Source organism: Limnohabitans sp. 15K, from assembly GCF_002778285.1.
Classification (GTDB): Bacteria; Pseudomonadota; Gammaproteobacteria; order Burkholderiales; family Burkholderiaceae_C; genus Limnohabitans_A.
In genome coordinates this window covers 1,359,976-1,376,478 of sequence record NZ_NESM01000001.1, presented here as the reverse complement: position 1 = coordinate 1,376,478, position 16,503 = coordinate 1,359,976, and the positions used below count along the sequence as shown (strand labels likewise).

At 58.5% G+C, this 16,503-nt stretch carries 16 protein-coding genes; 11 read left to right on the top strand and 5 right to left on the bottom strand.

Going from position 1 to position 16,503, the window contains the following annotated elements; translation table 11 throughout:
* Nucleotides 1-22 precede the first annotated feature (22 nt).
* Both B9Z40_RS06505 and B9Z40_RS06500 read left to right on the top strand, forming a co-directional pair.
* Nucleotides 23-277, top strand: coding sequence for a type II toxin-antitoxin system Phd/YefM family antitoxin (locus B9Z40_RS06505; RefSeq protein WP_053171018.1), 255 nt, complete (start codon nt 23-25; stop codon nt 275-277).
* Nucleotides 274-537, top strand: coding sequence for a Txe/YoeB family addiction module toxin (locus tag B9Z40_RS06500; protein WP_100172410.1), 264 nt, complete (start codon nt 274-276; stop codon nt 535-537). The genes B9Z40_RS06505 and B9Z40_RS06500 overlap by 4 nt, the downstream gene beginning before the upstream one ends.
* A 7-nt stretch (nt 538-544) precedes the next feature.
* Here the strand turns inward: B9Z40_RS06500 and B9Z40_RS06495 are convergent, their stop codons facing one another.
* The 4 genes from B9Z40_RS06495 to uvrA all read right to left on the bottom strand — a co-directional run bounded on the left by B9Z40_RS06495 (nt 545) and on the right by uvrA (nt 4,597).
* The gene (locus B9Z40_RS06495; protein ID WP_100172409.1) at nt 545-976 is read right to left on the bottom strand and encodes a CYTH domain-containing protein; all 432 of its coding nucleotides are present in this window, start codon (nt 974-976) and stop codon (nt 545-547) included.
* The gene (locus tag B9Z40_RS06490; protein WP_100172408.1) at nt 967-1,152 is read right to left on the bottom strand and encodes a CYTH domain-containing protein; all 186 of its coding nucleotides are present in this window, start codon (nt 1,150-1,152) and stop codon (nt 967-969) included. Before B9Z40_RS06490 ends, B9Z40_RS06495 begins: the two co-directional genes overlap by 10 nt.
* Nucleotides 1,153-1,231: 79 nt before the next feature.
* A complete protein-coding gene (locus B9Z40_RS06485; RefSeq protein ID WP_100172407.1) occupies nt 1,232-1,618 on the bottom strand; it encodes a glutaredoxin in 387 nt (128 codons plus the stop codon).
* Between the two features lie 51 nt (nt 1,619-1,669).
* Entirely contained in the window at nt 1,670-4,597 is a 2,928-nt protein-coding gene (uvrA, locus tag B9Z40_RS06480) for an excinuclease ABC subunit UvrA (RefSeq protein WP_233204807.1), read from the bottom strand.
* A gap of 183 nt (nt 4,598-4,780) precedes the next feature.
* Here uvrA and B9Z40_RS06475 point away from each other — a divergent pair, with 183 nt between their 5' ends.
* The 4 genes from B9Z40_RS06475 (at nt 4,781) to B9Z40_RS06460 (ending at nt 8,775) form a co-directional block, all read left to right on the top strand.
* Entirely contained in the window at nt 4,781-5,968 is a 1,188-nt protein-coding gene (locus B9Z40_RS06475) for an MFS transporter (protein WP_100172964.1), read from the top strand.
* Between the two features lie 35 nt (nt 5,969-6,003).
* Nucleotides 6,004-6,504: a single-stranded DNA-binding protein gene (gene ssb, locus B9Z40_RS06470; RefSeq protein ID WP_100172406.1), complete on the top strand. Its 501-nt coding sequence runs from the start codon at nt 6,004-6,006 to the stop codon at nt 6,502-6,504.
* Between the two features lie 84 nt (nt 6,505-6,588).
* A complete protein-coding gene (locus B9Z40_RS06465) occupies nt 6,589-7,917 on the top strand; it encodes a DUF3422 family protein (RefSeq protein WP_100172963.1) in 1,329 nt (442 codons plus the stop codon).
* A 102-nt stretch (nt 7,918-8,019) separates the two neighbouring features.
* The gene (locus B9Z40_RS06460; RefSeq protein WP_100172405.1) at nt 8,020-8,775 is read left to right on the top strand and encodes an SDR family NAD(P)-dependent oxidoreductase; all 756 of its coding nucleotides are present in this window, start codon (nt 8,020-8,022) and stop codon (nt 8,773-8,775) included.
* A 19-nt stretch (nt 8,776-8,794) separates the two neighbouring features.
* Here B9Z40_RS06460 and B9Z40_RS06455 read toward each other — a convergent pair whose 3' ends face one another.
* Complete coding sequence (locus B9Z40_RS06455; RefSeq protein WP_100172404.1) at nt 8,795-9,709, bottom strand: LysR family transcriptional regulator; 915 nt, start codon at nt 9,707-9,709, stop codon at nt 8,795-8,797.
* A gap of 97 nt (nt 9,710-9,806) precedes the next feature.
* On the opposite strand from B9Z40_RS06455, the gene B9Z40_RS06450 reads away from it, so the two are divergent.
* The 5 genes from B9Z40_RS06450 (at nt 9,807) to tcuB (ending at nt 16,503) form a co-directional block, all read left to right on the top strand.
* Nucleotides 9,807-10,766: a tripartite tricarboxylate transporter substrate binding protein gene (locus B9Z40_RS06450; RefSeq protein ID WP_100172403.1), complete on the top strand. Its 960-nt coding sequence runs from the start codon at nt 9,807-9,809 to the stop codon at nt 10,764-10,766.
* Nucleotide 10,767: 1 nt separating this feature from the next.
* Complete coding sequence (locus B9Z40_RS06445) at nt 10,768-12,792, top strand: 4-oxalomesaconate tautomerase (protein WP_100172402.1); 2,025 nt, start codon at nt 10,768-10,770, stop codon at nt 12,790-12,792.
* A gap of 89 nt (nt 12,793-12,881) precedes the next feature.
* The gene (locus B9Z40_RS06440) at nt 12,882-13,784 is read left to right on the top strand and encodes a LysR family transcriptional regulator (RefSeq protein WP_100172401.1); all 903 of its coding nucleotides are present in this window, start codon (nt 12,882-12,884) and stop codon (nt 13,782-13,784) included.
* A gap of 123 nt (nt 13,785-13,907) precedes the next feature.
* Nucleotides 13,908-15,350, top strand: a complete 1,443-nt coding sequence (gene tcuA / locus B9Z40_RS06435) for an FAD-dependent tricarballylate dehydrogenase TcuA (protein ID WP_100172400.1) — start codon at nt 13,908-13,910, stop codon at nt 15,348-15,350.
* A complete protein-coding gene (gene tcuB, locus B9Z40_RS06430) occupies nt 15,337-16,503 on the top strand; it encodes a tricarballylate utilization 4Fe-4S protein TcuB (RefSeq protein ID WP_100172399.1) in 1,167 nt (388 codons plus the stop codon). The genes tcuA and tcuB overlap by 14 nt, the downstream gene beginning before the upstream one ends.

Here is a 16,503-nt window from a genome sequence, read left to right as displayed (position 1 = left end):
ATATATTGAACAAGTCACGATCATGCGAATCATCAGTTATTCCGAAGCACGCAACGGACTGAAGTCTGTTCTGGACGGCGTGGAAGACGATGCCGACATCACCATCATCACCCGCCGTGATGGCGGTGACGCGGTGGTGATGTCCATGGCGCACTACCAGAGCATGGCCGAAACCCTGTACTTGCTTTCGAGTCCCGCCAACGCAGCGCACTTGGCGGCATCCATTGCCGAGCACAAAGCCGGCAAAGCCAAGCGCCGTGAACTGATCACCCCATGAGCCGGGGGATTGCCTTCACATCGCCTGCCTGGGCCGATTATGTGTATTGGCAAGGGCAGGATAAAAAGACCCTCAAGCGAATCAATCTGTTGATCGATGCGGCCCGGCGCGACCCGTTTGAAGGCATTGGCAAGCCCGAGCCCTTGTTAGGCAATTTGTCAGGTTATTGGTCTAGGCGCATCGATGATGTTCATCGACTGGTTTATGCCGTGGACGATGTGGAGCTGACCGTGATTGCCTGTCGGGGGCATTACCAATAAGTGTTTTTCAACTTGTAGCTATGGCCCTAGCGCACAAGGCCATCCCCCGCTGTGCTTTGCTCGCATCGCTGGGCACCAGCATCACTGCACCTAGCGGTGTCTGGCGCAGCACATCGGCCAACGCCATCAGGGCATCTTCCGGCCCACTGAGCAGTTCCAATTCCAGCTCCAGCAGCGGCTCGCTCAGGTCGGTGCCGGGCACATGGATGCGGCCCTGATCGATGGCAACTTCGATGCGCGCGCCATCATGGGTGATGACCCAGCGCTGACGCTCAAAGTCGGTACAAAACAAGGCGCGTAAATCGGGGCGAAGGGTCATCAGATCTTGCGCCAGTGCGGCGTCATCTACCAGCGCATCGAATTGCAGCGCACCCGGCGTGGTCGGACCTTCCCATTCTTGCCTGCGCGACAAGCCATTTTGGCTGTGGCCTACAACCATTGATCACCCGCCAGCCGCTCGCGCACCGCCATGCGGCGCTTTTGCAGTGCCAAGTCGGGCGTGTCGAAATAGGTGTTGAGCAGGCGCTGCATGTCTGCGCCTGTGGCCAGCAGTGGGTGGGCCAGCAGGCGAGGCAGCTCAGGCGCCGACAGGCTGAGTTTGAGTTCGGTTTCCATGGACGAAGGGTGGGGTCAGGGGGCATGTCGGAGCTGAAGCCACCGACCTGCCTGCGTTTGATGTCTTGCAGGCGGAAGTTCAGGCAAATCGCTCGCGCAAATACGCCACGATCTCGGTCGAGTCTTGCAGCCACCGGGTCTGGCCATTGGCTTCGGTGATTTGGAGGCAAGGGACCTTGGTGGCCCCACTGCCTTGCAACAAGGCGTCGCGGTTGGCGGCGTGGTGCTGCGCATCGCGCTTTTCAATGGGCAAGGACAGGCGGCGCATTTCCTGGCGCACCTTGATGCAAAACGGGCAGGTGCTGAATTGGTACAGCGCCAGGCTTTGGCACTGTTGGTCGATCGCTGCTTGTGCGGCTTGTGGGCGTTGCACACCCGCCGGTTGGGTCAGGCGTTCTTTCAGCAGCATGACGGGGCCCAGCACTACGCGCAGGGTTCTGAAAAATGTACGGATCACGATTTTCATAGTGGTTTGAAATTTCAAAAGTGGTTGGATGAAAAGGTGTGGGTAGAGTGTTTAAAGCAAGCGCGCCAAATAGTGGCCGGTGAAACTCGCCTTGTTTTTGGCCAGTTGCTCGGGGGTGCCTTCGCCCAGTACCGTGCCACCGCCCGCACCACCTTCCGGCCCCATGTCGATCAGCCAGTCGGCGGTTTTGATCACGTCGAGGTTGTGCTCGATGATGACGATGGTGTTGCCCGCGTCACGCAGCTGGTGAAGCACCTTGAGCAGCAGGTCGATGTCGGCAAAGTGCAGGCCTGTGGTGGGTTCGTCCAGGATGTAAAGCGTGCGGCCCGTATCGCGTTTGGACAATTCGAGCGCGAGCTTGACGCGTTGCGCCTCGCCACCTGAGAGTGTTGTGGCGCTTTGGCCGAGGCGGATGTAGGTCAGGCCGACGTCGAGCAAGGTTTGCAGCTTGCGGGCGATGTTGGGCACGGCGCTGAAGAACTGGTGTGCGGCTTCCACAGTCATGTTCAAAATCTGCGCGATGTTTTGGCCCTTGTATTGAACCTCCAGCGTTTCGCGGTTGTAGCGCATGCCGTGGCACACGTCGCAGGGCACGTACACATCGGGCAAAAAATGCATCTCCACTTTCACCATGCCGTCGCCCTGGCAGGCTTCGCAGCGGCCGCCGGTCACGTTGAAGCTGAAACGCCCCGGGCCGTAGCCGCGCTCACGGGCGGCTGGCACTTCGGCCATCAGCTCGCGGATGTGGGTGAACAGGCCCGTGTAGGTGGCGGGGTTGCTGCGCGGCGTGCGGCCAATGGGCGACTGGTCCACGTTGATGACTTTGTCGAAATGCTCCAGCCCTTTGATCTCTTCATGGGCGGCAGCCTCGTCATGGGCGCGGTGGATCTGGTGCGCCGCTGCGGTGTAAAGCGTGTCGTTCACCAAGGTCGATTTGCCCGAGCCTGAGACACCCGTCACGCAAGTGAGCAAGCCCACGGGAAACTTCACGTTCACGCTTTTCAAGTTGTTGCCCGAAGCGCCGACGATCTCGATGAAGTCCTTGCCCGCTTTGTGGCGTTTGGGAATCTCGATCTTTTTTCGGCCCGACATGTATTGGCCGGTGACCGAATCGGGCGCGGCCAATATGTCGGCGCAGGTGCCCTGCGCCATCACGCGCCCGCCGTGTACGCCCGCACCCGGCCCCATGTCGATCACATGGTCCGCCACGCGGATCATGTCTTCGTCGTGCTCGACCACCAGCACGCTGTTGCCGATGTCGCGCAGGTGTTGCAGCGTGCCGATCAGGCGGTCGTTGTCTCGTTGGTGCAGTCCGATGCTGGGCTCGTCCAGTACATACATCACGCCCGTGAGGCCGGAGCCGATCTGGCTGGCCAGGCGGATGCGTTGCGACTCGCCACCACTCAGGGTGTCGGCGCTGCGGTCCAGGCTCAAATAATTCAGACCCACGTCGTTCAAGAACTTCAGGCGCAGTGCGATCTCGCGCACCACCTTGTCGGCGATCTCGGCCTTGGCCCCATGCATGCTCAGGCCCTGAAAATACTGCTGCGACTCGCCCAGGGTGATGTGGCTGATTTCGTAAATAGCGCGGGCCTGTGCGCCTTCGCCAATGCGCACATGGCGCGCCTCGCGCCGCAAGCGCGTGCCTTGGCAATCGGTGCAGGCCTGCATGTTGCGGTAGCGCGCCAGGTCCTCGCGCACCACCGACGAGTCGGTCTCGCGGTAGCGCCGCGTCATGTTGGGGATGATGCCCTCAAACGGGTGCTTCTTGCTGACCTTCTTGCCCTGCGAGGCGCCGGACTCCATCGTGTAGCTGAACTTGATTTCTTCATCGCCCGAGCCGAACAGCAATACTTGTTGGTGGATGGGCGCGAGTTTTTCAAACGGCGCTTCGATGTCGAACTGGTAGTGCTTGGCCAGGCTCTCGAGCATGCTGAAGTAAAAGCCATTGCGCCGGTCCCATCCTTTGATGGCACCACTTGCCAGGCTGAGCGAGGGAAAAGCAACGACCCGCTCCGGGTCAAAAAACGCCATGCTGCCAATGCCGTCGCAAGTGGGGCAAGCGCCCATGGGCGAGTTGAACGAGAACAGGCGTGGTTCGAGCTCGCTGATGGAATAGGTGCACACGGGGCACGAGAACTTGGCGTTGAACAGGTGTTCTTTGCCTGTGTCCATCTCGAGTGCCACGGCGCGGTGTTCTGCCAGTTGCAGCGCGGCCTCAAAGCTTTCGGCCAGTCGCTGGCGCAGGGCGTCGCGGGCTTTGGCATCCTCCTCAGCGCGAACTTTGATGCGGTCCACCACCACGTCGATGTTGTGCTTCTCGGTTTTCTTGAGCGTGGGCAGGTTTTCGACTTCCACCGTCTGGCCATTGATGCGAAAGCGCACATAGCCCAGCGCCTGCATCTGCTCAAACACTTTCTCGAACTCGCCTTTTTTCTCGCGGGCAATCGGCGCGAGGATCATGAGCTTGGTGTCTTCGGGCAGGGCCAACACGGCGTCCACCATCTGGCTCACGGTTTGCGCTTGCAAAGGCAGGTTGTGGTCGGGGCAATAGGGCGTGCCTGCGCGGGCGTACAGCAGGCGCAGGTAGTCGTGGATCTCGGTCACCGTGCCCACGGTGGAGCGCGGGTTGTGACTGGTGGCTTTTTGCTCGATGGAAATGGCGGGCGACAGACCCTCGATCAGGTCCACATCGGGCTTGTCCATCAACTGCAGAAACTGCCGCGCATAGGCCGACAGGCTTTCCACATAGCGGCGCTGGCCTTCGGCGTACAGCGTGTCAAAGGCCAAACTCGACTTGCCCGAGCCCGACAAGCCAGTGATCACCACCAGTTGGTTGCGCGGGATGTCGAGGTCGATGTTTTTGAGGTTGTGCGTGCGGGCACCGCGCACGCTGATGTGGGTTTGCCGCAGCGCTGACGCCAAATACCGCGCTGCATCGGGTTCTTCGGGCAAGAGAGGGGAATCGGCAAGTTTCACGGTGGGTGGTCAGATCGGCAAAACCTTTGATTATCCCCGTCACGGCAAGTCTTGGCACCTTGGCTGCGCAATCAGGGACAATCCAGCCCCCCCTCTCACTTGAATTCTTGCCCTGGGCTGCTGTGTGTGACCGAAAACCCTGAAAAGCCATCTGCGACCACTTTTGCGGCCACTTCTGTGCCCATGAATCCGCTGGAGCGGCGTGCCAGCGCTTCTTTGTCTGCCATCTTTGCCCTGCGCATGCTCGGCTTGTTTTTGGTCTTGCCTGTTTTTGCTTTGGAGGCCCGCCAGTACCCTGGGGGTGACGACCCGGCCTTGTTGGGTTTGGCCCTGGGCATTTATGGCTTGACGCAAGCTTTTTTGCAGCTGCCTTTTGGCATGGCTTCGGACCATTTTGGCCGCAAGCGCGTGATTGTTGTGGGCCTGTTCATTTTTGCGCTGGGCAGTTTCTGGGCCGCAGCTGCCAATGATTTGACCCATTTGCTGGTGGGGAGAAGTTTGCAAGGTGCGGGTGCTGTTTCCGCGGCCGTCACAGCTTTGCTGGCCGATTTGACCCGTGACGAGGTTCGCACCAAAGCCATGGCCTTGGTGGGGACCAGCATCGGTTTGATGTTTGCTTTTTCTTTGGTGGTGGCCCCGGTGTTGGTGGGCTACGTCGGTTTGTCGGGTCTTTTTGGCTTGACCGGTGTGTTGGCTTTGCTGGGCGTGCTGGTGGTGGTTTGGGGGGCGCCCCCGGCGCCCCCTCAAATCAAGGTACCAGCCCGAGGGGGCCTGAAGGCTGTGCTGCGCCATGCGGGTTTGATGCGTCTGAATTTCGGTGTTTTTGTGCTGCATGCGGTCCAGTTGGCCATGTGGGTGGCTGTGCCGGCCCTGCTGGTTCAGGCGGGATTGGCCAAATCTGACCACTGGCAGGTTTATTTGGCCGCTGTGTTGGGTTCTTTTGTGTTGATTGGTGTCGTATTTGCGATGGAGCGCCGGGGACACCTGAAAAAAGCATTCCTGGGGGCGATTGCCTTGATCGCCTTGGTTCAGATCGGCTTGTTGGTCCAGTCTTCGGGCACCACCAGTTTGGGGGCCATGGCGGCGCTGTTATTCCTCTTTTTTTGCGGCTTCAATGCGCTCGAAGCCACACAGCCCAGCTTGGCCTCACGCATGGCGCCCATCCAAGTGCGCGGCACGGCATTAGGGGTGTACAACACCTTGCAATCCTTGGGTTTCTTTGTGGGTGGCTGGGGCGGCGGCTGGTTGGTCAAAAACTGGGGCAGTCCGGCCCTTTTTGCCTGTTGCGCTGTGGCAATGCTGGCGTGGCTGCTGTTGGCCTTGCCCATGCACCCTACAGCGCGTGCTGAACCGGTTCTGGACACGGCATAAAAGCCCCATAATTCGAACATCATCGAGGAGTTTTCATGGCATCCGTCAACAAAGTCATCATCGTCGGCAACTTGGGTGCCGACCCCGAAACCCGTTATTTGCCCTCAGGCGATGCGGTCACCAGCATCCGCGTGGCCACCACCGACCGCTACAAAGACAAGCAATCGGGTGAGATGAAAGAGGCCACCGAGTGGCACAGCATCAGCTTTTTTGCCAAATTGGCCGAGATCGCGGGCCAATACCTGCGCAAAGGCAGCCAGGTGTATGTCGAAGGCAGCCTGCGCACCCGCAAATACACCGACAAAAACGGCGTTGAAAAATACGCGACCGACATCCGCGCCGACAGCATGCAAATGCTGGGCAGCCGCCAAGGCATGGGCGGCCCTTCAGAAGACGGCGGTGGCGGTGGTGGGGGTTATGCGCCTCGCCAAGCGCCGGCACGTCCGGCGGCAGCACCTGCTCAGCGCCCAGCCGCAGCAGCGCCCAGGCCAGCTGCCAGCAGCTTTGACGACATGGACGACGATATTCCGTTTTGAGCGGTACGCCAGCGCTTTTAAAGCCTTTGGCTTGTCGATCAACCCGTGGCCCGCGTCACGGGTTTTTTTATTGGAAAATTGGCCATGAACGAAATCACTTCTCGGTTTTTGCCACCAGAAGACGCCCAGCGGCGTGAACTGCACAACGAAGTCCACGCCCGCCCCTCGGCCAGGGTGAGCTTGCCAGCGCTGATTGTGTATGTGGCGGTGCTCAACGAGGGTGTTTCGCGCGAACAAGAATTGGCCCATTTGCAGCTTTTGCCAGGGCATGCCGATTTGACCTTGGATCGCCTGCAAGGCAATTTTTTGCGTTTGCGTTGTGATCACTACACCGTCAAGTGGGAGCGCCATACCGAGTTCACGCGTTATTCCATTGTGCAAACCTTGCCTGCCCATGCAGGTTGGGGCACAGAGTTGCCCGAATTGGCCACGCATGTGGCCCCGGGTACCGACTGGCTTCGGGGTTTGCCAGGGCAAACCATGGCGGCTATACACATGGGCATGCTTGCCGCCGATTTGGACCAAGAAGGCCTGATCTCCACGGCGCAGGCATGGTTGGGTGAAGGGGCTTTGCTGGCGTCGCGCATGGGCAACACCACTGAGGGCGGGCCGCACTCGTGCATCCTGACGCACTTTCGCATTGGTGCCGATGGTTTTGAGCGCATGCTGGTCTTGGCCCCTGAGACAACAACAAAGGCGCGTGCTGGCCGTATTTCTCAGCGCCTGCTGGAGATGGAAACCTACAGACTGATGGCCTTGCGCGGCTTGCCAGTGGCCAAAAATCTGTCAGCCATGCTGTCGACCGCCGAGGCGCAGTTGGCCGATATCACGGGTTTGCTGGAGCGCAAAGGCCAGACCGATCAGGCTTTGCTCGATTTGTTGGTGTCTTTGGCGGCCCGCATCGAGCGGGCCACAGCCGAACACGGGTTCAGGTTTTCGGCCACGCGGGCTTACGACACGCTGGTCAGCCAGCGCCTGGCCGAGCTGCGAGAGCGGCCGATTTCGGGCACCCAAACCTTGGGCGAGTTCATGCAGCGGCGTTTGTCACCCGCTATGGCCACGGTGCAGGCCACCGAAAAGCGCCTGGCATCTTTGGCCGAACGTGTCTCGCGCACCAGTGCATTGCTGCGCACGCGGGTGGACATCGCGACAGAAGCGCAAAACCAAATGTTGCTCGAAAAACTGACCAAGGGCCAAGCTTTGCAATTGCGCTTGCAAAGCACGGTGGAAGGGCTGTCTATCGCGGCGATCTCTTATTACGTGGTGAGTTTGGTGTTGTACGGTGCAAAAGCCCTGAACAAATTGGGATTGCCGTTCAGTCCAGAAGTACTCGCGGGCCTGTCGATTCCGTTTGTACTTTTAGGAACATGGAAAACCGTGCAAAAAATTCACGCACGAATTCACCGCGACTAGTTTTTGAGCTGAAAATCAGTCAGGCTCAAATTTTTTCGGCTGTGCTAAGCTGATTTTTTAAGTCCGCTGCAAAGGGTGGCGGTTGATCAAAGAGGATGAAAAATGAACCTTCAACTCAGTGGGAAGACAGCGCTGGTGACGGGCGCCAGTGTAGGGATCGGACGTGGTATTGCCAAGGCTCTGGCGGCTGAAGGCGTGCGGGTTGCCGTATCGGCGCGACGTGTGGACAAACTCAAAGAGCTGGCCGACGAAATAGTCGCAGCGGGTGGCCATGCGCCCGTGATCATCGAATCAGATTTGTATGTCGAAGATGCTGCCAAGCGCCTGGCCGATGCGGCCCTGGCTGGTTTAGGCAGCGTGGACATTTTGGTGAACAACGCCGGGGGCTCGCGCAGCTTCAAAGAGCTGCATGTGAGTGAAGAGGCTTGGCAAGAGGCCATTACCCTGAACTTCCACCGTCCACGTCAAGTGGCCGACGCCTTGATCGACCAGATGATTGAGCGCAATTGGGGGCGCATCATCAACATCACGGGTAAGAGCGAGCCCGAGCACACCAACGGCGCGTTTTGCGCCAAGGCCGGCATGCACAGCTGGGCCAAAGGCCTGTCTCGCATGGTCGGAAAACATGGTGTGACAGTCAACTGCGTGCCACCCGGACGGATCCATTCAGAGCAGATCTTTCGCAACTACACCCCGGAATACCGTCAGTGGCAGTGCGAGAACGAGATCCCGATGGGTCGCTACGGTGAGCCCGAGGACATGGCCAATCTGGTGACCTTTTTGGCATCGCCTTTGGCCAGTTACATCACGGGTGCGGTCATTCCGGTCGATGGCGGCTTGCGTAAATATCAGTTCTAGTCCGCATTAGGGAAGCATTTCAGAGGCCACTGATTTTGCGCTTTTGGAGTGCTTCAAACAAATGGTCATGAAACATGGCCGCTGCAGGCCTGAGAGTGGACCCTTGTTTTCTCAGCAATCCCAAGCTGCGCGCAATGGATGGATTTTTCAAAGGCAAACCAATCACCACCGGGTGATTGGTCGGTAATGCCGTTCGAGGGACTGCCGCTATGCCCAGACCCGCCTCCACCATGCCCAGCAAAGTTCCGATGTGACTGACCTCAAAGGCGAAGTTGGGTAACAAGCCCATTTTGCTCATGACATCGTCGAGCAGTTGACGGTTGCCACTGCTGCGTGCCACTGAAATAAGTCGCTCGTTTTCAATGTGGGCCCAATTCACACTTTTGCGAGAGCTCAAGGCGTGGTCACGCCGCATGGCCACGACAAACGGATCGTTGTGAATGCCTTCGAACGTGATCTCCGGCATCAGGGTATTCATGAATCCGATGCCAAAGTCCGACTCTCCCGTCAACACACTTTGCAAAGTCTGGTTCATGGATTCATCAATCACCCGAATCCGTATGGACGGATATTTGACGGAAAAACTGCTGATGACATGAGGCAAAAAGTACAGCGCAGCGGATGGAACGCAGGCCACCGTGACGCGACCACTGCGTGTTGCTGCAATGTCTGAGATGCCCAGTATGGCGGACTCCAAATCGTCAATGGCCGCACGTGCCCTGTCGAGAAAAATCCGACCAATGCTGGTCAGTTCAACCTCCCGTGTTGTTCGATTGAAAAGCCGAGTCCCAATGATGGACTCCAGTTTTTCGATGCGCCGACTCAGTGCAGGGGGAGAAAGATGGATGTGATCAGCGGCGGCCCGAAAGCTACCGCGCTCTGCCACTGCGATAAAAGCCTGGAGTTGTTGCAAATCAAAATTGATGTGTCTCATGCATCAATCATATTAAAAATTGCAATTCAATAAAAGCTGAATTTCCTGCACCATTCGCCGACTTTGAAATCAAGTACGACACGTTGAAAGGTTCGGTATGAAATTGAATTTGGCATGGGTGGCTGGATTAGCCTTGGCAGCAACTTGCAATTTGGGTGTGGCGCAGTCAGAAAAACCGCTGACCATTGTTGTCCCGACAGCGGCAGGCGGAGGCAACGACGCCATGGCCAGGACCATTGGTCAAAAATTGGGGGTGTTGCTCAATCGGTCTGTGATTGTGGATAACAAGGCCGGTGCCAATGGCGCTTTGGCCGCTGAGTTTGTTGCCAAGGCAGCACCGGATGGCAATACCCTCATGTTCGGTTACATCGCGACACACGCCATGAATCCGGCCTTGCAGAAGTTGCGTTACGACCCCGTCAAGGATTTTGAGGCTGTCGGTTTGGTCGGCTATTCACCTACCCTCATGGTGGTCAATCCCTCGCTCAAAGTCAAAGATGTGAAGGACTTGGTGCGGGTTTTGAAGGAAAAACCGGACCAGTACAGCGTGGCATCGGCAGGCAACGGCACCGCACCCCATTTTGCCGCTGAACTTTTCAAAATGTCGACACAAACGTCCTTGCTCCATGTGCCTTACAAAGGTTCTGCACCGGCCGTCAATGACACCATTGGCGGACAAACACACGTCATGTTTCCCAGTTTGTTCACGGGTGTGCCTTTTGTGAAGTCGGGCCGCTTGCAAGCTTTGGCCATTGCGGGCAACAAACGCTCGGCTGTGTTGCCGGACGTACCGACCTTGAAGGAGCTGGGCATTGACGGCGTTGAGGTGGATCAGTGGTACGCGATTTTTGCGCCTGCCAAAACCTCGAAAGACGTCATTGTCAAACTCAATCAGGCTTTGAACAAGGTGCTCAATGACCCAGAGATCATCAAAAAAATTGAAGGGCATGGGGCAGATGTTGATACCAGTACGCCAGAACAACTGGGTGAGATGGTTCGCAAGGATTTGGTGAAGTGGCGTCAGGTTGTGCAGCGTGCCAAATTGCAGGCTGACTGAAATGTCCAAAGTAAATCGTCAAATTCCTTGTGTCTTGATGCGTGCGGGCACATCCCGTGGCCCTTTTTTCCTCAAGGATTGGTTGCCATCGGATCCGGCCGCGCGTGATCAGGCTTTGATTGGTGCGATTGGCGCATCGGATCCATTGCAGCTGGACGGATTGGGTGGCAACAGCACGCTCAACAGCAAGGTGGCGATTGTTTCACTGTCCACCTTGCCGGATTGTGATTTGGATTATTTGTTTGCCCAGGTGGGTGTGGGGCATCAATCGGTGGACACCCGGCCTAACTGCGGCAACATGCTTTCCGGTGTGGCCCCTTTTGCCATCGAGCAAGGTTTGATTGAGGCGCAAGACGGGACCACCACCGTGCGCATTCACAACGTCAACACCGGTGCCAAGATTGATGCGACGGTGCAAACCCCGGGGGGGCGTGTGACCTATGAAGGTTCGGCGCGAATTGATGGTGTGGCGGGGACGGCAGCTCCGGTCTTGTTGAATTTTCTGGACGCATGGGGCGCGGTGACTGGGCACTTGTTTCCCACAGGCCAGCGCACAGAAAGCATTGAAGGGGTCACGGTCACTTGCATTGATGCCGCCATGCCACTGATGATCCTGCGGGCGAGCGAGTTGGGGCTCACGGGCCGTGAACGTCCTGCAGAACTCGATGCCAATGCCGCTTTGTTGGAAAAGATCGAGGTCATGCGTCTGGAGGCGGGTCGCCGCATGGGGCTGGGTGATGTGTCGGGCAGTGTGGTGCCCAAACCGGTCATCGTCAGCCCGGGTGACAGCCCGGACAGCATTGTGTCGCGCTATTTCACGCCGCATCGTTGCCATTCTTCGCACGCGGTGACGGGTGCCATTGGCGTCAGCACCGCATTTGCTTTGCCAGGAACCGTGGCCTCAGGCTTGTCCCGCGCCAGTGGTCGTCATTTGTTATCGGTGGTGCACCCTCAAGGGCAAATCGACATCGATGTGGAGGTGGCGGGCGAAGGTGATGCTGCTGTTGTGCAAAAGGCTGCATTGGTGCGTACAGCGCGCAAGATCATGCAAGGCCAGTTGCACTTGCCTGATTATGTTTTCCCGCCAGAGCAGGCAGATACGCCGGTAGCCCTGGAAACTTACCCCAGCGAACCCATCACCATCATCGTGCCCACCAGTGCCGGCGGTGGCAATGACACCATGGCGCGGGTACTGTCGCGCAAGCTCGGGCCTCAACTTGGTCAGTCGATCGAGGTGGACAACCGTGCGGGTGCCAATGGCAGCGTGGCGGCGGAATACGTGGCGGCTGCGCGGCCGGATGGTTACACCTTGATGTTTGGCTACATTGCGACCCACGGTATCAATCCGGTCATGCAAGACGTGCGTTATGACCCGCAAGCGGACTTTGTGCCTGTCGGTTTGATTGGCCACTCGCCCAGTGTGCTGGTGGTGCGTGCTGGGCAGGGGCTGCGAACAGCCAAAGACTTGCTGGAACAGTTGCGCAGTCGACCCGAGGTGATGAACTATGCCTCGGCTGGCGAAGGCACGGTGCCGCATTTGGCGGCCGAAATCTTGCTCAAACGCCATGGTGTGGTCGCAGAAGGTGTCACACATTCGGGTGCAGCGCCCGCTTTGAACGCGTTGATGCGGGGTCAGGCGCAGTGGATGGTGCCCAGCTTGTTCAGTGCTTTGCCCTACCTCAAGTCAGGCAAGCTGGTGGCCCTCGCTGTGGCGGGGCAGGAGCGCTTGCCCTCATGGCCAGAATTGCCCACCTTCAGCGAGCTGGGTCTGAACGAGTTGGACTTGACCCAGTGGTACGGTCTGTTTGCACCCGCCGGCACGCCGTCTGCGGTGGTGGGCAGCTTGAACACTGCCTTGAACAAAGTATTGGTCGACCCTGAAACCGTGGCACGTTTGCTGGATGATGGTGTACAGGTTCAGCCCAGTTCGCCACAACAACTGGGATGGCACGTCAAATCTCAATTGCAGCACTGGGCCAACGTGACACAAGAGTTTCGATTGACTGAGCCTGCTGAATTGGTGTGAGGGCCTACTGTATGGTGTCCTCATAGGGGATGCCTGCAGGTGGAAATGCGTTTCGGACCACAATAGCGGCCATTTGATCCGTCACGCTTATGAAAATTGATTTCGATGGCTTGCAGGCATTTGTCACCGTTGCGGAGTTGGGGGCCTTCAACAAGGCCGCCGACAAACTCGGCCTGACTCAGGCTGCTTTGACCCGTCGAATCCAGAAGCTGGAGAATTACCTCGACCTCAAGCTGATGGATCGCACCACGCGCCACATGGCATTGACGCCTGTGGGTCGAGACTTGCTGCCCAAGGCGCGCGCCTTGGTCACGGACATGGCCAGTACCTTCACGCAACTGAAGGACGCATCCAAAACAGGAAAGGGCCATTTCACTTTGGCGTGCGTGCCAACACTGGCAACCTCGGTGTTGCCGCTCTGGATACGCCAGTACCGAGATCGGTTTCCTGCCAATCGAATCAGACTGGTGGATGCCAGTGCTTACGAAATACGCGAAGCCGTTTTGGGTCAGCAGGCTGAGTTGGGGGTGACGGTGCAAGGCACCAAGCATCCTGATTTGGATGAGACGGTGCTCTTCGATGATCCCCTGATGTTCTATTGCCGCAGCGAACATCCTTTGAGTAACAGGACCTCATTGACTTGGGCCGATATGAATGTGGATGACCTGATTGTGGTCAGCAGCTTCACAGGCACCCGCATCGTCATGAATTACCAACTGGCCAAGAAAGGCATCGAGCTTCAGGGGCATTACGAAGTTCAGCACCACGCCACAGCACTCAACTTGGTGACGGCGGGTGTGGGTTGCGCCATCATGCCGGCAACCACGTGTGCGGACGGTGACCGTCCAGGGGTGCTGCGCATTGCGCTCAAATCGCCTGTGGTGCGCCGAAAAATTGTGTTGGTGCGCAAGAAGGGTGTGACGCTTTCGCCAGGTGCTCAGGCCTTCAATGACATCGTGCTGTCGATGGCCCATGCGGGTTTCCGCCCTTGATGGGGTGGTCCGTGCGTTGGTGTGGTGATTGTTTCGATTTTCGCAATAATCAGCTTTATTTTTTCATTTGTTGTTCATTCGATCATCGACCATACTTGGCGACTTGAATTGAGGATTTGTCACGTGACTTTAGATGTTTTGGTGATCGGCGGCGGCAACGCGGCCCTGTGCGCGGCCCTGATGGCCCGCGAAGCGGGGTGCAGTGTGATGCTGCTGGAGTCGGCCCCGCGCGAGTGGCGCGGTGGCAACTCGGGCCACACGCGCAATTTGCGCTGCATGCACGATGCACCGCAGGATGTGCTGGTTGACGCCTACCCGGAAGAAGAGTTTTGGCAAGACCTGCTCAAGGTCACAGGCGGCTTGACCGACGAACACCTGGCCCGGCTGGCGATTCGCCACTCGGCCACTTGCAGGCCCTGGATGGTCAAGCACGGCGTGCGCTTTCAGCCTTCGCTGTCGGGCGCTTTGCACACGGCCCGCACCAACGCGTTTTTCATGGGCGGGGGCAAGGCACTGGTGAATGCCTATTACCGCAGCGCCGAGAAACTGGGCGTGCAGATCCACTACAACGCCGAGGTGGACGCGGTCGAATTGGACGAAGGCCGTTTTGTGGCCGCGTCGGTGATGCACAAGTTGGCCGATGGCCGCGTGCGGCGAGAGCGCATCGAGGCCCGCACTTGCGTGCTGGCCGCAGGTGGCTTCGAGTCCAACCGAGAGTGGCTGCGTGAAGCTTGGGGCCAAAACGAGCGCGGTGAATTCCCGGCCGACCAATTTCTGATCCGCGGCACGCGCTTTAACCAAGGTGTGTTGCTCAAATACATGTTGGCACAAGGGGCTGATCGCATTGGCGACCCCACCCAGGCGCATATGGTGGCGATCGACGCCCGTGCCCCTTTGTACGACGGCGGCATTTGCACCCGCATCGACTGTGTGTCTTTGGGCGTGGTGGTCAACCGCGAAGCCCGGCGTTTTTACGACGAAGGCGAAGATTTTTGGCCCAAGCGCTACGCGATCTGGGGCCGTTTGGTGGCGCAGCAGCCGGGGCAGGTGGCGTATTCCATCATCGACGCCAAAGCCGTGGGCCGTTTCATGCCGCCTGTGTTTGAAGGCACGCAGGCAGACAGCTTGCCCGAGTTGGCCCGTAAATTGGGCCTGGACGAAGCGACTTTCATGCAAACCCTGAACGATTACAACGCCGCTTGCCGCGAAGGCAAGTTTGACCACACGGCGCTGGACGATTGCCACACCGAGGGTGTGAGCCCCGCCAAAACCCATTGGGCGCGCCCATTAGACACCGCCCCCTATTACGCCTATGCCGTGCGGCCGGGCGTGACTTTCACCTATTTGGGCCTCAAAACCGATGACACCACCGCTGTGCGATTCAATGACCAGCCCAGCCCCAACTTGTTTGTGGCGGGCGAAATGATGGCGGGCAATGTGCTGGGCAAGGGCTATACCGCCGGGGTGGGCATGACGATTGGCACGGCTTTTGGCCGCATCGCAGGTGAACAGGCGGCCAAGGCCGTCATGGCCCAGAAAGAAGGAGCTTCCCATGCAAACGCTTGAAGCCCTGACCCAAGATGCTCGCGCATTGGCGCGTGGCGAGCTGACTGCACCCGAGGCCGAAGTGGCGCGGCAGATGCAAATTTGCAATGGCTGTCGCTATTGCGAGGGTTTTTGTGCGGTGTTCCCGGCCATGACGCGCCGCTTGAAGTTTGGCAAAGCCGATATCCATTACATGGCCAACCTGTGCCACAACTGCGGGGCGTGTTTGCACGCTTGCCAGTACGCGCCGCCGCACGACTTTGCCATCAACGTGCCCAAGGCCATGGCCCAGGTGCGCGGCCAGACCTATGCCGACTACGCTTGGCCGCCTGCTTTGGGCAGCCTGTACCAACGCAACGGCCTGACCTTGTCGGTCGCACTCGCTTTGGGATTGGCGCTGTTTTTGGCGCTGGCCATGTTGCGCCAGGGCACCTTGTGGTCAACCCCTGTGGCAGGTGGCTTTTATGCCGTGTTCCCGCATAACCTGATGGTGAGCTTGTTTGCGCCCATCTTCTTGTTTGCTGTGCTGGCGCTGGCGCTGGGCGTTCGCCGCTTTTGGCGCGATGTGACGCCCGCCACCAGTGGGGCCAATTTGACCTCCCCCGCTGCCGCCGAGGCTGCACACGCTGCGCTGAAATTGAAGTACCTGGACGGTGGCCACGGCGAAGGTTGCCACAACGAAGACGATGCGTGGACACATGCCCGCAGGCGGTTTCACCACTTGACGTTTTACGGCTTCATGTTGTGTTTTGCCGCCACCAGCGTGGCGACGCTTTACCACTACGTGCTGGGCTGGCCTGCACCTTATGACCTGACCAGCTTGCCCAAGTTTCTGGGGGTCATCGGTGGGGTGAGCCTCACGGTGGGCACGGCCGGATTGTGGCGCTTGAACCTGCGTCGCCACCCAGACCACGGCGACGCAGCGCAAAAACTCATGGACCGCGGCTTCATTGCCTTGTTGTTCTTGGTCAGCGTGACGGGTTTGCTCTTGTGGCTGGTGGGCCAAACAGCGGCCATGCCTTTGATGTTGGCGCTGCACTTGGGCGCGGTGATGGCCTTGTTCCTGACTTTGCCTTACGGCAAATTTGCGCACGGCATTTTCCGCACTGCGGCTTTGCTGCGCTTTGCCATCGAGAAGCGCCAACCCAACCAGTTGGGGCTGGGTGGGGAGTGA